Origin of the sequence: Mesorhizobium sp. (genome assembly GCF_004962925.1) — a bacterium.
In the GTDB taxonomy this organism is placed as follows: Bacteria; Pseudomonadota; Alphaproteobacteria; order Rhizobiales; family Rhizobiaceae; genus Mesorhizobium.
The window spans coordinates 8068-26146 of sequence record NZ_SUEO01000043.1 but is presented as its reverse complement, the minus strand read 5'-3'; the positions used below and the strand labels follow the sequence as shown (position 1 = coordinate 26146).

19 protein-coding genes are annotated in these 18079 nt (G+C 62.7%); 10 read left to right on the top strand and 9 right to left on the bottom strand.

The window, feature by feature from the left end:
* Together E5W87_RS11705 and E5W87_RS11700 are read right to left on the bottom strand one after the other, a co-directional pair.
* Positions 1-761 (bottom strand): protein-L-isoaspartate O-methyltransferase (locus tag E5W87_RS11705; protein ID WP_292397189.1); only part of this gene is annotated, 761 nt, incomplete at its 3' end.
* A gap of 60 nt (positions 762-821) precedes the next feature.
* The gene (locus E5W87_RS11700; protein ID WP_292397186.1) at positions 822-2189 is read right to left on the bottom strand and encodes an Nramp family divalent metal transporter; all 1368 of its coding nucleotides are present in this window, start codon (positions 2187-2189) and stop codon (positions 822-824) included.
* Positions 2190-2433: 244 nt separating this feature from the next.
* Between E5W87_RS11700 and mntR the strand changes: the two genes are divergently transcribed.
* The 4 genes from mntR to E5W87_RS11680 all read left to right on the top strand — a co-directional run bounded on the left by mntR (position 2434) and on the right by E5W87_RS11680 (position 5883).
* Positions 2434-2889 carry a manganese-binding transcriptional regulator MntR gene (gene mntR, locus E5W87_RS11695; RefSeq protein WP_292397213.1) on the top strand — a complete coding sequence of 152 codons (456 nt, stop codon included), beginning with the start codon at positions 2434-2436 and terminating at the stop codon, positions 2887-2889.
* A gap of 96 nt (positions 2890-2985) precedes the next feature.
* Positions 2986-3174: a hypothetical protein gene (locus E5W87_RS11690; protein ID WP_292397183.1), complete on the top strand. Its 189-nt coding sequence runs from the start codon at positions 2986-2988 to the stop codon at positions 3172-3174.
* Positions 3175-3511: 337 nt separating this feature from the next.
* Positions 3512-4441 carry a neutral zinc metallopeptidase gene (locus tag E5W87_RS11685; RefSeq protein WP_292397180.1) on the top strand — a complete coding sequence of 310 codons (930 nt, stop codon included), beginning with the start codon at positions 3512-3514 and terminating at the stop codon, positions 4439-4441.
* Between the two features lie 188 nt (positions 4442-4629).
* Positions 4630-5883, top strand: a complete 1254-nt coding sequence (locus tag E5W87_RS11680; RefSeq protein ID WP_292397178.1) for a TCR/Tet family MFS transporter — start codon at positions 4630-4632, stop codon at positions 5881-5883.
* A 1-nt stretch (position 5884) separates the two neighbouring features.
* Here the strand turns inward: E5W87_RS11680 and carA are convergent, their stop codons facing one another.
* A complete protein-coding gene (gene carA, locus E5W87_RS11675) occupies positions 5885-7102 on the bottom strand; it encodes a glutamine-hydrolyzing carbamoyl-phosphate synthase small subunit (RefSeq protein ID WP_292397174.1) in 1218 nt (405 codons plus the stop codon).
* 279 nt (positions 7103-7381) lie between these two features.
* On the opposite strand from carA, the gene E5W87_RS11670 reads away from it, so the two are divergent.
* Complete coding sequence (locus E5W87_RS11670; RefSeq protein ID WP_292397171.1) at positions 7382-7831, top strand: GatB/YqeY domain-containing protein; 450 nt, start codon at positions 7382-7384, stop codon at positions 7829-7831.
* 82 nt (positions 7832-7913) lie between these two features.
* Here E5W87_RS11670 and E5W87_RS11665 read toward each other — a convergent pair whose 3' ends face one another.
* Complete coding sequence (locus tag E5W87_RS11665; RefSeq protein ID WP_292397169.1) at positions 7914-8366, bottom strand: DUF1801 domain-containing protein; 453 nt, start codon at positions 8364-8366, stop codon at positions 7914-7916.
* A 222-nt stretch (positions 8367-8588) separates the two neighbouring features.
* Between E5W87_RS11665 and E5W87_RS11660 the strand changes: the two genes are divergently transcribed.
* Entirely contained in the window at positions 8589-9434 is an 846-nt protein-coding gene (locus tag E5W87_RS11660; protein ID WP_292397167.1) for an arginase family protein, read from the top strand.
* 42 nt (positions 9435-9476) lie between these two features.
* Here the strand turns inward: E5W87_RS11660 and E5W87_RS11655 are convergent, their stop codons facing one another.
* Positions 9477-9986, bottom strand: a complete 510-nt coding sequence (locus E5W87_RS11655; RefSeq protein ID WP_292397163.1) for a DUF1801 domain-containing protein — start codon at positions 9984-9986, stop codon at positions 9477-9479.
* A 139-nt stretch (positions 9987-10125) separates the two neighbouring features.
* On the opposite strand from E5W87_RS11655, the gene E5W87_RS11650 reads away from it, so the two are divergent.
* The gene (locus tag E5W87_RS11650; protein ID WP_292397161.1) at positions 10126-10683 is read left to right on the top strand and encodes a GNAT family N-acetyltransferase; all 558 of its coding nucleotides are present in this window, start codon (positions 10126-10128) and stop codon (positions 10681-10683) included.
* A 63-nt stretch (positions 10684-10746) separates the two neighbouring features.
* Here E5W87_RS11650 and E5W87_RS11645 read toward each other — a convergent pair whose 3' ends face one another.
* The gene (locus tag E5W87_RS11645; RefSeq protein WP_292397158.1) at positions 10747-11595 is read right to left on the bottom strand and encodes an SDR family oxidoreductase; all 849 of its coding nucleotides are present in this window, start codon (positions 11593-11595) and stop codon (positions 10747-10749) included.
* Between the two features lie 113 nt (positions 11596-11708).
* Here E5W87_RS11645 and E5W87_RS11640 point away from each other — a divergent pair, with 113 nt between their 5' ends.
* The gene (locus tag E5W87_RS11640; RefSeq protein ID WP_292397155.1) at positions 11709-12599 is read left to right on the top strand and encodes a LysR family transcriptional regulator; all 891 of its coding nucleotides are present in this window, start codon (positions 11709-11711) and stop codon (positions 12597-12599) included.
* Between the two features lie 36 nt (positions 12600-12635).
* On the opposite strand, the gene E5W87_RS11635 is transcribed toward E5W87_RS11640, so the two are convergent.
* From E5W87_RS11635 to E5W87_RS11625, 3 genes are all read right to left on the bottom strand, one after another.
* Positions 12636-13817 carry an MFS transporter gene (locus tag E5W87_RS11635; RefSeq protein WP_292397152.1) on the bottom strand — a complete coding sequence of 394 codons (1182 nt, stop codon included), beginning with the start codon at positions 13815-13817 and terminating at the stop codon, positions 12636-12638.
* Positions 13818-13950: 133 nt separating this feature from the next.
* Entirely contained in the window at positions 13951-14163 is a 213-nt protein-coding gene (locus E5W87_RS11630) for a DUF2061 domain-containing protein (RefSeq protein WP_292397149.1), read from the bottom strand.
* 147 nt (positions 14164-14310) lie between these two features.
* The gene (locus tag E5W87_RS11625) at positions 14311-15975 is read right to left on the bottom strand and encodes a Na/Pi cotransporter family protein (RefSeq protein ID WP_292397146.1); all 1665 of its coding nucleotides are present in this window, start codon (positions 15973-15975) and stop codon (positions 14311-14313) included.
* A gap of 387 nt (positions 15976-16362) precedes the next feature.
* Here E5W87_RS11625 and E5W87_RS36070 point away from each other — a divergent pair, with 387 nt between their 5' ends.
* Positions 16363-16734: an RcnB family protein gene (locus E5W87_RS36070; protein ID WP_367118819.1), complete on the top strand. Its 372-nt coding sequence runs from the start codon at positions 16363-16365 to the stop codon at positions 16732-16734.
* Positions 16735-16893: 159 nt separating this feature from the next.
* Positions 16894-18079, top strand: a 1186-nt coding sequence (gene dnaG, locus E5W87_RS11615) for a DNA primase (RefSeq protein ID WP_292397140.1), incomplete at its 3' end; no start/stop codon positions are given.

Sequence of the window (18079 nt, the reverse complement as noted above, 5' to 3'; positions counted from 1 at the left end):
GTCTTGTCGGCCGTCAGCCAGATCGAGCGGCTGCGAGCCGCGCTTTCGCGGTCGATTTTCGTCGCGGAACTTGCGAGCGAGGCGCCGATGCAAGGGATGAACCATGACCGCATGAATGGATCGCAGGCAAGACCCTGTTCAGTGCGGGTCACCATCACCGCGAGGCCAACGCGCTCGGCCGGACGCCACGGAAAGACCATGCGGCCGCCGGGTTTCAGCGCCTTCAACCACTCGGCCGGGGGTGCCGCCACGCCGGCATTGACGTAGATGATGTCGGACGGTGGCAGGCCGCCGATGACCGCGTCCCCATGGATGACGGCCACCTTGTCATAAGCTTCGAGATTCTTTCTCGCGCGGTCGGCGAGACTGGATTCCAGTTCGAAGGCTGTGACTGCGCCGCCCGGTGAAACCAGCTGTGCCAGCAGAGCTGTGTAATAGCCGGTGCCTGCGCCGACATGGGTGACGGTCTCGCCGGGTTTTGGCGCCACCTTGCCGATCCACATGGCGTGCAGAAACGGCTCGCCATTGTTGATGCCCTTATCAACGTCAAGCGCCACCAGTACGTTCTGATAGATGTGTACGGGATCGGCGCTCGGCGTTTCGACCCTGCCGTTGCCGGCAACGACCGTCCACGGCCCAGGCCCGAGAAAGGCTTCGCGCGCCACCGCTGCGAACACGTCTTCGAGACGCGGATCGGCCGAACCTGCATTGGCAGCCATCAGTCGCGCGTAGAATTTTCGGGCTTCGGCAATCCGCGTCATGGCCTGGCAAGATAGCGCGGATTGGCGATTTGTCGCGTCCATCCTGGCTGAGAGAAACTTTCAGCCAATGCCGGCGACGGTGTCGTAGAGCAGCTTGAAGTTGAGCACCAGGATGAGAGCGGCGACCACCCATGCAAGCGCGGCGACGCCCCGCGGAATGGCGAGATTGCCCATCTTCTTTTTGTCAGACACGAACTGCACGAGTGGGATCACCGCGAAGGGCAATTGCATCGACAGGATCACCTGGCTGAAGACGAGGAGCTGGCCGGTTCCCTTCTCGCCATAGAGCGCGGTGACGACCACCACCGGGACGATGGCGATGCCGCGCGTCAGCAGGCGTCGCGCCCATTGCGGGATGCGCAGGCGCAGGAAGCCATCCATCACGATCTGCCCGGCGAGCGTCGCCGTCACCGTGGAGTTCAGGCCGGAGGCAAGCAGCGCCACGGCAAACAGGATCGAAGCGATGCCGAGGCCGAGCAGCGGCGAGAGAAGCTCGAAGGCCTGGCCGATCTCGGCGACGTCGTGATGGCCGGTGCCATGGAAAGCCACCGCCGAGACGATCAGGATGGAGGCGTTGACGAACAGCGCCAATATCAAGGCGATAGTCGAGTCCATCGTTGCCCATTTGATGGCATCGCGCTTGCCGGCTTCGGTGCGCTCATAGGCGCGGGTCTGCACGATCGAGGAGTGCAGATAGAGATTATGCGGCATTACGGTGGCACCGATGATGCCGATGGCGATGTAGAGCATCGCCGGGTTGGTGACGATCTCCGACGACGGCACGAACATGGAATGCAGGATCGAGCCGGCCGGGGGAGCGGCGGCGAAGATCTGGATGGCGAAGCAAGCGAAGATGATGATCAAAAGCGCAACGATGAAGGCCTCGAGGTAACGGAAGCCCCTGTTCATCAGCAGCAGAACGAGGAAAGCGTCTAGGGCGGTCAAGACCGCGCCGCCGATCAGCGGAATGCCGAACAGCAGCTGCAGCGCAATCGCCGTACCGATGACCTCGGCCAGATCGCAGGCGATGATGGCCAGTTCGCAGGCGATCCACAGCATGAAATTGACCGGTCGCGGATAATAGGCACGGCAGGCCTGCGCGAGGTCGCGGCCGGTGGCGATGCCGAGCCTGGCGGCGAGCGCCTGCAGCAGGATAGCCATCAGGTTCGACAGCATGATGATGAAAAGCAGCGTGTAGCCGAACTGGGCGCCGCCGGCGAGGTCGGTCGCCCAGTTGCCCGGATCCATATAGCCGACCGAGACCATGTAGCCCGGCCCCATGAAGGCGAACAGCCGGCGAAACCAGACGCCCGACTGCGGCACTGCGATCGTCGCGTTGACTTCGCGCAGGCTTGGCTGCTCGTCGTCTTCCGGCCGGGCAAATCGCCACATGGTTCGGGATACTGCTGTGGCTTCGGCTTCTGACATTGGGGGGATTTCCGCTGGACCGGTCTATATTACCACCTTATCTATGCCATGGCTGAACATTATGCAACATGCTATGTTTCATCGTTTGTGCTTTTGAGCGCCCCGCGTTGGCCAGGCGCGGGTGGAACGAAAAACGCTGGTTGCGCCTGCCGTCGAATGCAAATAAACGGCCAGAAGAATGGAAGCCCGTGCTATGAATGTATAAATGCCGGCCTATCCGCCGACAGTCGAGGAGGAGCGCATATTGGCGCTGAAGAACAGACCGGTTCCACGCGAAAAGCCTCTGCTTGACGCCGAAAGTCACTCGGAGGGGTTTAGGCAGACGCGTGAAGCGCGCCGCAGCGCGCTGGTCGAGGACTATGTCGAGCTTATCGCCGACCTGATCGAGGACGGCAACGAGGCGCGCCAGGTCGACATCGCGGCGCGCCTCGGCGTCGCCCAGCCGACCGTCGCCAAAATGCTGACGCGGCTGTGCGCGGACGGGCTCGTTTCCAGGAAACCATACCGGGGCGTCTTCCTGACCGATGCTGGCCGCAAGGTCGCGGAAGAGAGCCGCATTCGCCACCAGACGGTGGAAGCCTTCCTGCGCTCGCTCGGCGTCAGCGCCGAGACGGCGCGCATCGACGCCGAAGGCATCGAGCATCACGTCAGCGCCGAGACGCTTGAAGCGTTTCGCAAGGCGATGACGGTGACACGCTAAGTCTACCGCCATTGTCGACAGCCCTGCCGGAACCGCCGCGTTGCCGCTGCGTTTGAGATCGTGCCACGCGATTGGCGCGAGGCCGAGGAGGATATCATGGGCGTTGAACAGGCACCGACACCGAAGGGCAAGCAAGCTGCCAAGGGATTGAAGCAAGCTGCAGCGAAGGACGAGCGCAAGACGGAAGCGGAAACCGGGCATCAACTGAGAAAAGGTGCGGCCCGCTTCGATGAGCGCTCGAAGAGCTCGGACGGAAAGAGCGCCGGCGCCAAGCAGAAGATCTGAGCTGACCGGCCAAGAGCCAGAATGGCGCCGACAGAGTGTCCGCGAGCAGCGTGGAACCGAGCATCGGATGGACGATGGTGTAACCCGTCGAGGTCGGCGAGCAAATGGCGACAGTGCGGGCGGGACGTCGTCTACGAGCACGACGCCGCCTGGTCTCTCGCACAGCGAGGTGTGTCGGCAAGGAAGGGGAAACGGAAGGCGGTTGCAGCGTTGCTGCGCTCGTGCCTTTCATGCGAAAAATTCTGTGACTTGGCGCAACCGTTGGGATAATTGTTATCAGGTCTGATCGGGGCGGAAATGCCCGATCAACGGGAAATTTGCACCACGAGGATTTGCCATGCTCTGGAAGGGTCGTCGTCAGAGTGATAATGTCCAGGACGAACGCGGCCAGAGCGGTGGCGGCCTGCCTGGCGGCTGGCCCGGCCAGTTCCGCATTCCGATCGGCGGCCGCTCCGGCGGCGGAATGTCGTTGTCGACCATCGTCATTCTCGTGGTCCTCTATTTCGGGCTGAAGGCCTTCGGCATCGACCCGCTGCAGATCCTGGCCGGCGGCGGTGGCGGCCTGTTGCCGGGTGGCGGCGGCCAGATCACCGACAACAGCGGTGCGCAGGGCACTGGCGCGCCGGCCTCCGACGAGATGAAGCAGTTCGTCTCGACGGTCCTGGCCGAGACCGAGGATACATGGAGCGGCATTTTCCAGGCCAACGGCCTGACCTACGAGGACCCGAAGCTGGTTCTGTTCAGCGGACAGATCCGCTCGGCCTGCGGCTTCGCCTCTTCGGCAGCCGGTCCGTTCTACTGCCCCGGCGACCACAAGGTCTATCTCGACACCACCTTCTTCCAGCAGCTCGACCAACAGTTCGGCGCTTCGGGCGATTTCGCCCAAGCCTATGTGATCGCGCATGAAGTCGGCCACCACGTGCAGAATCTCACCGGCATTCTGCCTAAGTTCAACCAGATGCGTCAGCAGATGGGCGAGGCCCAAGCCAACCATATGTCGGTGCAGGTCGAGCTTCAGGCCGATTGCTTCGCCGGCGTCTGGGCGCATTTCACCGGGCAAAAAGGCATTCTGGAACAGGGCGACATGGAAGAGGCGCTGAACGCCGCCCAGCAGATCGGCGACGACACGATGCAGAAGAAGATGCAGGGCTACGTCATTCCGGAGAGCTTCAACCATGGCACGTCGCAGCAGCGGCAGACCTGGCTGGCGCGCGGCTACAGGAGCGGCAAGCTTTCGGATTGCGACACGTTCAACACCCCCATCTGAGGGCATTCGGGGCTTTCTGTTGAAGTGACCGTTGAGGCGCGGGCGATGATGCAGGCCGCGTTCATGTCGACAGCTGATGTCAGGATAAGACGTTGTTGGCGTGTTCTCTTATTGTTCTGCGTGGCTGACTCGCCTATAACGAGCCCTCCCGCCTTCGCTCCGAGGCGGCGCCAGGAGTCGATATCGTCATGATCGAAGCCAAAACCGCCAGGCGGGGCCTTGCGCTTGTTTTCACCACGCTGTTGCTCGACATCACCGGCATCGGCATCATCATGCCGGTGCTGCCGGCCTATCTGCAGGAGCTGACCGGCGTTGGTGTCAGCGAAGCGGCGATCGAGGGTGGCTGGCTGTTCTTCGTTTATGCGGCCATGCAGTTCCTGTTCGCGCCGCTGGTCGGCAATCTCAGCGATCGCTACGGACGCCGCCCGATCCTGCTGGCCTCGGTGCTGACCTTCGCCATCGACAATCTGATCTGCGCGGTGGCCTGGTCCTATTCTGTCCTGTTTATCGGCCGGGTGTTGGCCGGCATCAGCGGCGCCAGCTACTCGACCGCCTCCGCCTTTATCGCCGATGTCAGCACCGACGAGAACAGGGCGAAGAATTTCGGCCTGCTTGGCATCGCCTTCGGTGTCGGGTTCATCATCGGCCCGGTGCTGGGCGGGTTACTTGGCGAATTCGGGCCGCGCGTGCCGTTCTGGGGTGCGGCGGTGCTTGCTCTCATCAACTTCATCGTCGGCTGGTTCTTCCTGCCGGAAACGCTGGAGCAGCACCACCGGCGTCGGTTCGAGTGGCGCCGCGCCAATCCCCTCGGCGCCCTGAAGCAGATGCGAAACTACCAGGGGATCGGCTGGATCGGGCTGGTGTTCTTCCTGATGACGCTCGGCCACATGATGTACCCTGCCGTCTGGTCGTTTGTCGGCAGTTACCGCTACGGCTGGAGCGAACAGCAGATCGGCCTCTCGCTCGGCGTCTTCGGTCTTGGCGGGGCACTGGTGATGGGTTTTGTCCTGCCGCGCGTCATACCACGGCTCGGCGAATGGCGGACCGCCGCCATCGGCCTTGCTTTTACCGCGCTCGCCGCCTTCGGCTACGCCGCGGCATGGAAGGGCTGGATGATCTATGCGGTGATCGTGGCGACCTGCCTCGAGGCGCTGGCCGACCCGCCGCTGCGGAGCCTGGCAGCAGCCAAGGTGCCGCCCTCCGCGCAAGGCGAATTGCAAGGGGCGATGACGAGCGTGTTCTCGATCACCAGCATCATCACGCCGTTGCTTTATACGGGGATCTTCGCCTGGTTCACCGGGCCGAGCGCGCCGATGGTGTTCGGTGGCGCGCCCTTTGTGCTCGGCGGCATTTTTCTCGCTCTGTCGCTGATCGCATTCGTGCTCAGGGTCGAAAGAGCGGTCGCGGTGAAAGACGTCACGACGGCGACGGTGCGAACCTGAATCAGGCGCGCTCGGCCAGCGCCGGTTCGCCGCGCTTTTCGCGGATGAGATTGACGAAGCGACGGAACAGATAGTGCGAATCCTGCGGCCCGGGCGAGGCTTCGGGATGATGCTGGACCGAGAAGACCGGCCTGCCTGTCAGAGTGATGCCGCAATTCGAGCCGTCGAACAGCGAGACATGGGTTTCTTCGACGCCGCTCGGCAACGAGTCGGCATCGACGGCAAAGCCGTGATTCATCGAGACGATCTCGACCTTGCCGGTGGTGTGATCCTTGACCGGATGGTTGGCGCCGTGATGGCCCTGATGCATTTTTGCGGTCTTGCCGCCCAGCGCCAGCGCCAGCATCTGGTGGCCGAGGCAGATGCCGAAGACCGGGATGTCTGTCTTCAGCAGGTCCTGGATGACCGGAACGGCGTAGTCGCCCGTAGCTTCCGGATCACCAGGACCGTTGGAGAGAAAGATGCCGTCGGGCCGCATGGCGAGGATCTCCTCGGCGCCGGTGTTGGCCGGCACCACGGTAACCTTGGCGCCAAGGCCGGCAAGCAGGCGCAATATGTTGCGCTTGACGCCGTAGTCGATGGCGACGACATGCATGGACGGATCGATCTGTTCGCCAAAGCCCTCGTCCCAGACCCAGGGCGTCTCGCGCCAGACCGAGGACTGGCCGGAAGTGACGTCCTTGGCCAGATCAAGCCCGATCAGCCCGGACCAGGCGGCGGCGCGGCGCTTCAGATCGTCGATGTCGAAGATGCCGTCGGGCGCGTGGGCGATGACGGCGTTGGGCATGCCCTTTTCGCGGATCAGCGCGGTCAGCGCACGGGTGTCGATGCCCGAAAGTGCTACGATGCCGCGTTTCTTCAGCCATTGGTCGAGACCGGTTGCGGCGCGATAGCTGGACGGATTGGTGACGTCGGCCTTGAACACGGCACCGACGGCGCCGGCGCGGGCAACCGGATTGAGATCCTCGATGTCCTCGTCATTGGTGCCGATATTGCCGATATGCGGAAAGGTGAAGGTGACGATCTGGCCGGCATAGGACGGGTCGGTGAGGATTTCCTGGTAGCCTGTCAGCGCGGTGTTGAAGCAAACCTCGGCGACGGCGGAGCCGGTGGCGCCAAGGCCACGGCCTTCGATGACGGTGCCGTCAGCCAGCACAAGTAAGGCGGTCGGCTTCTCGGTGGCCCAAGGGGGGGTCGACGCGGCGGTCATCGTTGCCATGGCGGCACTCCTAAAAGGCTGCGCCTTTCAATCAGTCCGGCGGACCACTCTGCGCAGCAAACCGCGCGCAGCGGCGATTTCGCAGCCAGCGCGCGCAACAAAAATTCAGTTCATGCAAGGCCCAGTACATAGGGGAAGGTGCCAGAGCGGTCAATGAGACCATGCCGATCGACCTGGATTTATTTCATCGAAGGATATCAGGCAGTTGCCGGTCAGTACCGAATTTGCTTTGGGCTTTGGGCAAGGTTATTGTCCGCGCCGGATCGAAGGAGAACGCACATGCGCGGCAAAATCGCTGAATCCCTGAAGAGCGCGATGAAGGCGCAGGACAAGCGCCGGCTGCCGACCTTGCGGCTGATCCAGGCGGCCATTCACGATCGCGACATCGCCAATCGCGGCGCCGGCAAGGAGCCGGCCAGCGATGACGAGATCCTGCAGATACTGGCCAAGATGGTGAAGCAGCGCGAGGAGTCAGCCAAAGCGTTCGACGACGGCAAGCGGCCGGAGCTTGCCGCGCAGGAGCGCGACGAGATGACCATCATCCGAGACTTCCTGCCGACGCAACTGGGCCAGGCAGAGACCGAAACGGCGATCCGCGCCGCCATCGCCGAGACCGGCGCCAGCGGCGTCAAGGACATGGGCAAGGTGATGACCGTCCTCAAGGTGAAATACGCCGGCCAGATGGATTTCTCCAAGGCGAGCGGCATCGTCAAGGGACTGCTGCAGTAGGGATTTTCCCGCTGCAGCGATGCTCACAAGGCTCGAAAAAGGCGACCGCGAGGAGCCAGCCTTGCCGGATGTGGATGATCCCTCAAGCGCTCTTCGGTTTCTTCTGAGAGCGGGCAGTAGCTCGCACCGACATGTTCAGTGCCACGGCGGCGCGTATGAGCGCCTTCAACGCCTCTTCATCGACCTTGTCGCCCTCGTGGATATCGATGGCGCGTCTGGTGTTGCCTTCGAGACTGGAGTTGAAGAGGCCTGCAGGGTCCTCCAATGACGCGCCCTTGGCGAAGGTCATCTTCACGACATTCTTGTACGTCTCACCGGTGCAGATTATTCCCGCGTGCTCCCACACCGGAACCCCTCTCCACTTCCACTCCTCGACCACCTCGGGGTCGGCCTGCTTGATCAGGGTTCGGACCCGAGCGAGCATCTCGCCCCGCCAATCGCTCAGCTCGTTGATTCTCGCATCTATCAACTGAGAGGGAGTGTCTTCTCCTTCCTTCGAGCCGCTCTTCTTCATGGCTGTTGTCGCTTTGGTCATCATTGGTCCTAGTGGCTTTGTGCACGTTCGGCGTCTGGCCGTCTCACGACGGTATAGATGCGGCGAGCCGTTTGCCATTCCGGCGCGAAGCGCCTGGCCTGTTGGCCTCGTGCCAATGCCGGGCGACAAACGCTCAACGTCGAGGAGGAACCTTCCTCCCTCCGGACACGTTTTGCAACGAGGATCATCCGAAAATGGAGCTTCGATTTGGCAGCGCGTTTGTTGAACATCATCGGCGCCGCCAGCAGCGCCGGCGCCTATTCGCCGGGGCAGGAACAAGCCCCCGCGGCCTTTCGGCGACATGGGCTTGCAGAGGCGCTCGTGAGCCGAAGCCGAACCATCAGGGATCATGGCGATGTTGCATCGTTCCGATGGCGACCGGATCCCTCGCGGCCGCAGGCTATGAACCTGGAGGCCGTGCGCCACGCCTGTGACTTGGTCGCAAGCAACGTGGCGACGGCGATCGCCGCGCAGGAAGACGTGCTTGTATTAGGCGGCGATTGTACTGTGGAGCTGGGAACGATCGCCGGAGCAAACGCGGCCGGCGCGCGGATTGGACTCGTCTACATAGACTTTGACGCCGATCTCAACACACCCGACACGAGCGACGGCGCCTTGGACTGGACTGGTGTCGCTCATCTGCTCAATATTTCCGGATGCGAGCCTTCACTCGCCAGCCTCGGCCCGACCCGTCCGATGCTCGTGCCTCAGCAGCTCCTTTATTTCGGCGTCGAGAATATCACTCGGCCCGAAGCCGCGGCGATCAGAGATAACGCGATCAAGGTCATATCGCGTGAGGAAGTTTTGAGTGATATCGAGGCGGCGGCGGCGCGCGCGGCCGAATGGGCGGCGCGCTTTGACTGCGCGCTTATCCACTTCGATGTCGATGTACTCTCTTTTATCGATTTTCCGATCGCTGAGAATGTGCGCCGTTGCGACGGTCTCAAGCTGGAGCAAGCCGCCTTCGTGCTAAAGCAGTTGACCGCCCTGCCGCAATGGCGCGGCCTGACCATCACAGAGGTTAATCCGGCCCATGCGCCAGACGAACCGCCGCGTTCGCACGCTTGAATGAGGTGCTTGCAGACGCCCTTGGCTAATTCGAGATGCATCTCACAGCCGTTCGCCGGGCAATTGGCTGGCTTGCTTCACCCAGGCGGCAAACTGAGCTTCGTCGAGCTGGTCCTCATAAACGTCGAGATAGCGCACGTCCTTGTGCTTGGACTCGCCGGGAGGAAGAGGATGCAGCGACGTGCCTCGGAAGAAAGTCACTTTGACGTAGCGGGTGAAGACATGGAACGACAGGAACCAGCCCTGGCCCGCGATGCCGTAAAATGGCGAGTTCCATTTGACGGCCTTGTGCACGCCGGGGACGGTGCGCACGATGATCGCGTCGAGGCGGCGCCCTAGGTCGCTTTTCCAGCCCGGCATGGCTGCGATGTAGGCCTGCACGGGGGCGTCGCCTTCGGCCTTCGCGATCTGGGGGTTGCCGCCTGCGAGAAGGGTCGGCTTCGCGGCATTGCCGGGCTGCGGCTGCGGTGCCGCCTTGCGCGGTTTGGTCGCCTTCGCAGCGACCCGCTCGGCGGCGGTCTTCGCCGACTTCTCGGACGTGTTGCCGGCCATTTGTGTTCACCTCCAAGTGGTAGACCTATAATCGATAGTACTTGATTTTAGAAAGCCACCCCTGAAGATCAACTTCCGAATCCTATTGATCTCTGCCCAAACCGATAAGGGCACAGGCAGAGGCTCTAGGTCGTACGTCATGGTCGAACTCGTCAAACCGGCGCTTGAACATCTGCCGTCCTACAAGGCCGCCCTGGAGCGCGGCTGGTCGCCGGACAATGTGCGGCTGATGGAGGCGACGCGCGAGCAGCTTGCGGCCATCGAAAAGGATCCAGCGGCTTTCCTCGCCGATCTCGACGACCCTGAGGCGAAGGGTGGTCCAATCACCTTGCCCGATGGGACGACAGTGCCACGCCTGCCGGGATTCCGGCGCTGGATCTGGGACGGCGAAGTCGCCGGCTCGATCGGCTTTCGCTGGCAACGCGGCACCGCCGAGCTGCCACCGCATGTGCTTGGCCACATCGGCTATGCGGTGGTGCCGTGGAAGCGGCGGCGCGGCTATGCGACCGAGGCGCTGCGGCTGATGCTCGGCGAGGCGAGGGCACTCGGCCTGCCCTTCGTCGAGGTCACCGCCAAGCCGGGTAATCTCGCCTCGCAGAAAGTGGTGCTAGCCAATGGCGGCCGGCTCGTCGGGCGGTTCTTCGAGGACGCTGCCTATGGCGGTGCCGAAAGCCTGCGCTACCGGATCGATCTGTAGGGGCTGTCCGCACTTTTCAGCCGACGCTGCCGCAGCGTTGGCAAGTCAACTTGGCTTCGTCCTTCAGCCGTCGAAATCCATCGACAATGCGGCATCCCTCTGGTCTTCGAGTTCGGCGAGCCTGCCTTGGAGCGCGCTGCTGATCGAGGCATAGGCGGCGGCGCCGAACGTCAACCGCCGGGGGGCGGGGTTCTGTTCGACTGAGGCTACCATCGCTTCGATCATCTTCTGCGCATCGCCCTTCACCTCGAAGGAGCCTTCGGCAAAAGCCCGGCGCAGGTCACCGACGGGCGTATTCACATAAGCGTCCGTAGGCTTGGCACTAACCAAACCAGCCGCAAAGTTCGTCCGCGTCGGTCCGGGCTCGACAAGTGTGAAAGCGATGCCAAACGGCGCCACCTCCTGCCGGACGGATTCGACAAAGCCTTCGATGCCCCATTTGGTGGCGTGATAGAGGCTGAAACCAGGGTATGCCATCTGCCCGCCTTCCGAGGAGATTTGTAGAATCCGGCCGCCGCCCTGTTTTCTTAGATGCGGGAGCACGGCGCGGATGAGCTGGATCGAGCCGATGAGGTTGGTATCGATCAAGTCGCGGACATGGTCGTCGCCCAGTTCTTCCGCCGCGCCGAACAGACCATAGCCCGCATTGCTGATAATGACATCGATGCGGCCCAGATCGTGAAAAGCCTTGTCGATCGTCCGCCGCATTGCCCCGGTATCGGTTACATCAAGCGAAGCGATCCAAAGGCGATCGCCATAGTCCGCCTTCAGGTCGGCAAGCGCCTCCGGCTTGCGTACGGTCGCGGCCACCCGGTCGCCGCGGGCCAGAAGCCTTTCCGTCAGGAGCCGCCCGAAGCCGGAGGAAGTGCCAGTGATAAACCATGTCTTTGTCGTGGGAGAAATCTTGGTCATGGAAGAAGTCCTTGTTCGCCAAGCCGCGCGATCGCGGCTACCTCCACACAAGATATCCCTTCCAATTCATGGTACTATCCGTCCAATCTTGCATGAGTTGATGAACATTTCCCATGAGTGGACCCGGACTTCCCGAACTGACCGCGCTTGCGGCAATTGTCTCCCACCGCAGCTTTCGCAAGGCGGCGGACGATCTCGGACTATCGCCCTCGACGCTCAGTCACATGATGCGGGCGTTGGAACGGGACATGGGCGTGCGCCTGCTCAATCGCACCACGCGCAGCGTGGCACCGACAGAGGCAGGCGCACGGCTCGTCACGCGTTTGCAACCGCTGCTGCGGGATATAGATGCGGCTCTTGCGGAGGTGGACAACTTCCGTAACCTCCCGGCAGGTACGCTGCGGATCAATTCCAGCGAGATCGCAGCCAGACTGCTGCTTAAATCCACAGTGCCGGCGTTCCTTGCGCGCTACCCGCAGGTTTCGCTCGATCTCGTTACCGAGGGAAGGCTGATCGATATTGTAGCCGAAGGCTTCGACGCAGGCATCCGCCTTGGCGAGGCTGTGCCACAGGACATGGTTGCGGTACGCTTCGGCGGAGCGACGCGCTTCATTGCCGTCGCCTCGCCGGCCTATCTCGCCGCCCGCCAGGTCCCGAGAGTGCCGGACGATCTGAGGAATCACAGCTGCATCCGATTCCGCCTGCCGAGCGGTAAGCCGTATCGCTGGGAATTCGAGAAGCATGGCCAGGAAATCTCGATCGATGTCCCGGGCGTGCTCACGCTCGATCATATGGAACTGATGGCTGAGGCAGCGGTCGGTGGTTTGGGTATCGCCTATATCTCCGACAAATCTGCTGAATCTTACATCGAGCAGGGCGCGCTCGTCAGTCTGTTGGACGATTGGTGTCCGGCGATTCCCGGCCTATTCCTCTACTATCCCGGCCATCGCCTCGTGCCTCCGGCCCTGCGCGCCTTCATCGATGTGCTGAAAGAGACGAACTGACGAGGCACGTCTGTCTTCTCCGAGGCGCGGCGCCGCCTATTCGGCAGCGGCCGGTAGAGGTGGCGTCGCACTGCTGCGCCACTCCTGGATATGCGAGGCAAACGCGACTGCCACGGCGACCAGCATGGCCATTGCGCCAACCACCGGCAGGCTGCGATAGCCATAACCGGCATTGAGCATAGCGGCGCCGAGCGAGGCGGCCAGCGCGATGCCGACATTGAAGCCGGCCGGGATCAGCGATGAGGCGAGGTTGGAGGCATCCGCCGTCCAGGTCAGGATACGGGTCTGGATCGGCGTGCCGATGGCAAAGCTGAGGCCGCCCCAGACGATGATCGCCACCACCATCGGCACAGGGTATGGGCTGACGGCGTAAATGACGGCAAGTGTCACCGCCTGCATGAAAAGCATGGTGATGAGCGACGGCATCAGTTTCCAGTCGGCGAGCCGCCCGCCAAGAAAGACGCCGATCGTCGCGCCGACCCCGTTGAGCAGGAGCACCCAGGGCACCAGGTCCTCGTCGAGGCCAGTGATTTCAAGTAGCGTCGGCGTGATGTAGGTGAACAGGCCGAACTGGCCGATCATCAGCATCAGCATGAGGATCAGCGACGTCCAGACCTGCTGGCGTGCGAGCACGCGTACCTCGCTGCCAAAGCTGACGGACTGGCGCGACGAACCCGTCTTGCGCGGCAGCAGGGCGGTGATCGCTGCGATGGACACCACGCCAAGCGCGCACATCACCCAGAACGTCGCGCGCCACCCCCAGACATTGCCGATCGCTGTGCCGGCCGGCACGCCGATGACATTGGAGACGGTCAGGCCTGACAGGATGAGCGCCACGGCCATTCCACGCTGGTCCTGGCGGACCAGGCCGACCGCCACCACCATCGCGACGCCGAAATAGGCGCCGTGCGCCACGGCCACCGCAATCCGCAACAGCAACATGGAGGCGAAGTCGGGTGCAAGTGCGCAGGCGGCCTGGCCGATGGTGAAGGCTGCGGCAAGACCAAGCAGCAAGGCCTTGCGGGAAATCGCCTTGGTGGCGAGCGTCAGCAGCGGTCCGCCGATCGCGATGCCGCCGGCGTAGCCCGAGACGAGGTAGCCGGCAGTCGGGATGGAGACGCCAAGGCCATCCGCCACCTGCGGCAGCACGCCAGCGATGACGAACTCGGTGGTGCCGAACGCGAATGCGGCAATGAACAGGGCGATGAGGGGAAGCATGGCGCGGGAAGGCGATCCTTGGATGAGATAGCCTCAAATCACGAACGAGGGCCGCGGGCAATCCAGAAATTGTCGACGCCGCTTTAGGTTTTCTTGATCGGTTCAGCCAGGCTCCGGCCGTATGCCGGCAAGGCTAGATGGTCATCTTCTTCCTCCCATAGGGAATTTTCAACCACGCGCGTTCGTGAAGATAGTAGAGCAGCGACTTGGTGATGACTTCGGTCAGGCCGATGGCCGCAGCGAGCTTGATGCTGCCGGTCACGACGAGCGAAATGATTATCGTGTCGATGGTACCGGTGGCGCGCCAGGAAAGCGCCTTTGCGAAACTGCGCGAATGGGTATCCATCGATTTCTCTCCCGGCGGGCCTGGGCCGATCCTTAGCCGACAGACGGGAGGATGAGCAAAGACTAATTTTCCCGTTTTGGCTCGACGGGTAGAGGCTGGCTCCAAGCCGATGTTCCCAGCGGCAAATTTTCGGCTTCCAGGTCCGGTCTATCCGGCCTTCAGCCGCGAGCCGGTGAGCAGGCCGCGTTCCTCGAGCACGGGATAGGCCATCGAGGCGAGCAGCGAGTTGATCTGCTTCAAGTCGCGGATGGTGTCGAGATGGATAGAGCTGGTCTCGACGCTCTTGGCGGTGCCGTCGCGCAGTCGCACGAAATGGCTGGCGCTGGTCTCCTTCTCGCGGTCGCGCAGCCGGTCCTTTTCCAGCACCAGCTGGCGGGCGGTCTCCGGATCGCGCGAGACCAGCACGTTGAAGGCAAGCCGTGCGTTGGCGAGCACCGAGGCGTGGAAGGCGGAAAGTTCGCGCCAGCCCTCGGGCGTGAATTCCAGCCCGCGCTCGAGCTTCTTCCTGACATGCACCAGCATGTTGCGCACGATGATGTCGCCGACCTGTTCGAGCTTGACGCAGGCGCCGATCAGCTCCTGGCAGCGCAGCGCCTCGTCCTCGCTCAACGGGTTCTTGGTGACCTTGGCCAGATAGAGCTTTATCGCGGCGTGCTTCCGGTCGACGCGGTCGTCGAGCGCGGCCAGCGCCTTGATCTTGTCGGCGTCGGCGCTTTCATAGAGCTCGATAATGCGCTTCAACATGATTTCGACCGTCTCGCAGACCCGCACCACTTCACGGGTGGCGTTGGCCAGCGCCTGGCTTGGCACATCCAGGGCGCTGTCGTTGAGCGCGGACAGCTCGACGACGTCGAGCGCGTCGGCCGGCGTCGGTTTGGTGCCGAGCGCCACGATCTTTTCCGAGGCGCGGTAGACGAGACCGGCCAGCGGCAGGCCGGCAACCAGGATCAGGATGTTGAAGAGGATATGCGCGTTGACGATCTGGTCAGGCACGGTGGCGCCGAGAAAGGCAACCGGCGGCTTCAACCACAGGAACAGGATCAGCATGGCCAGAGAGCCCATGCCGCGCATCAGGAGATTGCCGATCGGAACGACACGCACACCCGGCTCCGCGTTGCGGGTGAGCAGCGGCGCGATGATCGACGAGCCGAGATTGACGCCGAGCACCAGCACGATGCCGAGTTCGGGCGGGATGAAGCCGCGGCCGGCCAGCGTCACCATCAGCAGGACCGCGGCGATCGAGGAATGGAACAGCCAGGTAACCAGCGCCGCCAGGAGATAGGCGGTGACCGGGTCGCCGGAGAAGTAGTCGACGATGACCGGCATCAGCGTGCTCTGGCGCAGCGGCTCCGACGCCTGGCCGATCATTTCCAGCGACAATACCAAAAGGCCGATGCCAACCAGGATACGGCCGAACTGGCGCCAGTCGCGCCGCTCGGTGGCCATGAACATGACAGTGCCTGCTACAAGACAGATCGGCACCAGCAGCGACAGATCGAAGGTGAGCAGCTTGACCACCAACGCCGAGCCGATCTCGGCGCCGCGCACGGCAAGCTGGCCCGACATTCCGCTAACGATGCCGGCGCCGGCGAAGGAGCCGACCAGCAACGTGACGGCGGTGGAGCTTTGCAGCGCGATCGCCAGGCCGCAGCCGGCCAGAACCGCCATGAAAGGATTGCGCATGGTGGCGCGTAGCTTGTGGCGCAGCACATCGCCATAGGCGCGCTCGACACCTGTCTTGACCAAGCGGGTGGCAAACAGCATCAGCGCCACCGCGCCGGCAAGATGCAGCAAAACGACGGAGCCGCTCATATCAGGCTCGCAATCCGACGCGCCAGCGATGCGGGCATCGTGACGGCAAAGGGGCAAAAGAGGGTGCGAATCAAGGACATTGCAAAGGTCGATACTACTCTGATTATTTTTAGCCGGATAATAAATTTTGACCAGTTCGGGCGGCTGTTGGCGCGCGACAGGGCGTGTCGGAAATGGATGGATCGCAAAATGGTTGCATTGCGGGCCGGCTTCCGGACGGCCGCGCGGTCAAGTAGAGGCTACACCCTTCAGATCCGGTTTGAGGAGAGTGTTGAATTAGGCGGTTTAAATATAAGAAATCATTACGAAAACGTAATCTGCATGTTCAGTTTCGGTTCATTCTTCGGGCTCTATTCCTCAGGCATCGACAACCAAGGAGTACCGGTCATGAACCGCATTATTCTTTCCGCAGTTGCCCTCTCGATGCTGGCTGCCACCTCCCTGCAGGGCCAGGCAGCGCCGCTGAACGCACCAAACGCGCCGCAGTCGACCTACAGCCAGGTTGACTGGAAGAAGTCGGACAAGCGTGTCGACGTGAAGAAGCGCGTCGTGGTGAAGAAGAAAGTCGTCGTAAAGAGGAACCATTGGCGCAACGGCCAGAAATATTCCAGCTGGAAGCGCCACCAGCCGATCCGCGACTATCGCCACTATGGCCTGCGTCGTCCGGGCCGTGGCCAGGAATGGATCCGCGTCGGCAACGACTATCTCTTGGTCAGCGTCGCCTCCGGCATCATCTTCGGCGCGATTGCCGCGCACTGAGCCTTGCAACCGTTGACCGGCACTGCGCCGGACACATTCAGGGAAGGCGGCCCGCAACGGCCGCCTTCTTTTGCCCTGTGAAAACCGGGTATGGTTCCGCATTAGGAGTCGTCGGGTTTCTCCGGCGTGATTATATGGAGGCCAAACGAGCCGTTCCCGATGCGCTTTCCACCTGCCTTCCTCGACGAGATACGCGACCGCGTGCCGATTTCATCGGTGATCGGCCAGCGCGTGGCGTGGGACAGGAAGAAGACCAATGCGCCGCGCGGCGATTATTGGGCGTGCTGCCCCTTCCATGGCGAGAAGAGCCCGTCCTTCCATTGCGAGGACAAGAAGGGCCGCTACCACTGCTTCGGCTGCTCGGTTTCAGGCGACCATTTCAAGTTCCTGACCGAACTCGACGGGATGAGCTTTCCCGAAGCGGTCGAGAAGATCGCCGACATGGCTGGCGTGCCGATGCCGGTTCGCGATGCCCAGGAGGAGCGGCGGGAAAAGGAACGCGCCAGCCTGACCGATGTCATGGAGATGGCGACCGCCTTCTTCCAGGAGCGGCTGCAGGGACCGGAAGGCGCAAAAGCTCGCGCCTATCTGCGCGATCGAGGACTGACGCCGGCGACGCAGCAGTCGTTCCGGCTCGGCTATGCGCCCGATAGCCGCAACGCGCTGAAGGAGCATCTTGCCGCCAAGGGCGTGCCCAAGGCCGATATCGAGGCATGTGGGCTGGTGCGTCATGGCGACGACGTTCCGGTTTCCTACGACTGGTTCCGCGACCGCATCATGTTTCCGATTCCGGATTCCAGAGGCAAGATAATCGCCTTTGGCGGGCGGGCGCTGGCAGCCGATGCGCTCGCCAAATACATGAATTCGCCCGACACCGAGATCTTCCACAAGGGCAATGTGCTCTACAATTTCGCCCGTGCGCGCCAAGCGCTGGGAAAGGGGGCGCTGGCCAAGGGCGGCACGGTCATCGCCGTCGAAGGTTATATGGACGTGATCGCGTTGGCGCAGGCCGGCTTCGAGAATGTCGTGGCGCCGCTCGGCACCGCTCTGACCGAAAACCAGCTCGAGCTGCTGTGGCGCATGGCCGGCGAGCCGGTGCTGTGCTTCGACGGCGACCAGGCCGGGCTGAAGGCGGCATGGCGCGCCGCCGACATGGCGCTGCCGGCGGTTCAGGCAGGCCGCTCGGTGCGCTTTGCTCTTCTGCCCGAAGGCAAGGACCCCGACGATCTGGTCAAGGCCGATGGGCCGGACGCGTTTCGCGCCGTGCTTGCCGAGGCGCGGCCGCTCGCCGACCTTTTGTGGGTGCGCGAAACGGCCGGCGGCATCTTCGACACGCCGGAGCGGC

Excerpts from the sequence above, each read along its gene's own strand:
- E5W87_RS11700 (WP_292397186.1), bottom strand. The coding sequence starts at position 2,189 with ATGTCAGAAGCCGAAGCCACAGCAGTATCCCGAACCATGTGGCGATTT.
- E5W87_RS11690 (WP_292397183.1), top strand. The coding sequence starts at position 2,986 with ATGGGCGTTGAACAGGCACCGACACCGAAGGGCAAGCAAGCTGCCAAG.
- E5W87_RS11685 (WP_292397180.1), top strand. The coding sequence starts at position 3,512 with ATGCTCTGGAAGGGTCGTCGTCAGAGTGATAATGTCCAGGACGAACGC.
- E5W87_RS11680 (WP_292397178.1), top strand. The coding sequence starts at position 4,630 with ATGATCGAAGCCAAAACCGCCAGGCGGGGCCTTGCGCTTGTTTTCACC.
- carA (WP_292397174.1), bottom strand. The coding sequence starts at position 7,102 with ATGGCAACGATGACCGCCGCGTCGACCCCCCCTTGGGCCACCGAGAAG.
- E5W87_RS11670 (WP_292397171.1), top strand. The coding sequence starts at position 7,382 with ATGCGCGGCAAAATCGCTGAATCCCTGAAGAGCGCGATGAAGGCGCAG.
- E5W87_RS11665 (WP_292397169.1), bottom strand. The coding sequence starts at position 8,366 with ATGACCAAAGCGACAACAGCCATGAAGAAGAGCGGCTCGAAGGAAGGA.
- E5W87_RS11655 (WP_292397163.1), bottom strand. The coding sequence starts at position 9,986 with ATGGCCGGCAACACGTCCGAGAAGTCGGCGAAGACCGCCGCCGAGCGG.
- E5W87_RS11650 (WP_292397161.1), top strand. The coding sequence starts at position 10,126 with ATGGTCGAACTCGTCAAACCGGCGCTTGAACATCTGCCGTCCTACAAG.
- E5W87_RS11645 (WP_292397158.1), bottom strand. The coding sequence starts at position 11,595 with ATGACCAAGATTTCTCCCACGACAAAGACATGGTTTATCACTGGCACT.
- E5W87_RS11640 (WP_292397155.1), top strand. The coding sequence starts at position 11,709 with ATGAGTGGACCCGGACTTCCCGAACTGACCGCGCTTGCGGCAATTGTC.
- E5W87_RS11635 (WP_292397152.1), bottom strand. The coding sequence starts at position 13,817 with ATGCTTCCCCTCATCGCCCTGTTCATTGCCGCATTCGCGTTCGGCACC.
- E5W87_RS11630 (WP_292397149.1), bottom strand. The coding sequence starts at position 14,163 with ATGGATACCCATTCGCGCAGTTTCGCAAAGGCGCTTTCCTGGCGCGCC.
- E5W87_RS11625 (WP_292397146.1), bottom strand. The coding sequence starts at position 15,975 with ATGAGCGGCTCCGTCGTTTTGCTGCATCTTGCCGGCGCGGTGGCGCTG.
- E5W87_RS36070 (WP_367118819.1), top strand. The coding sequence starts at position 16,363 with ATGAACCGCATTATTCTTTCCGCAGTTGCCCTCTCGATGCTGGCTGCC.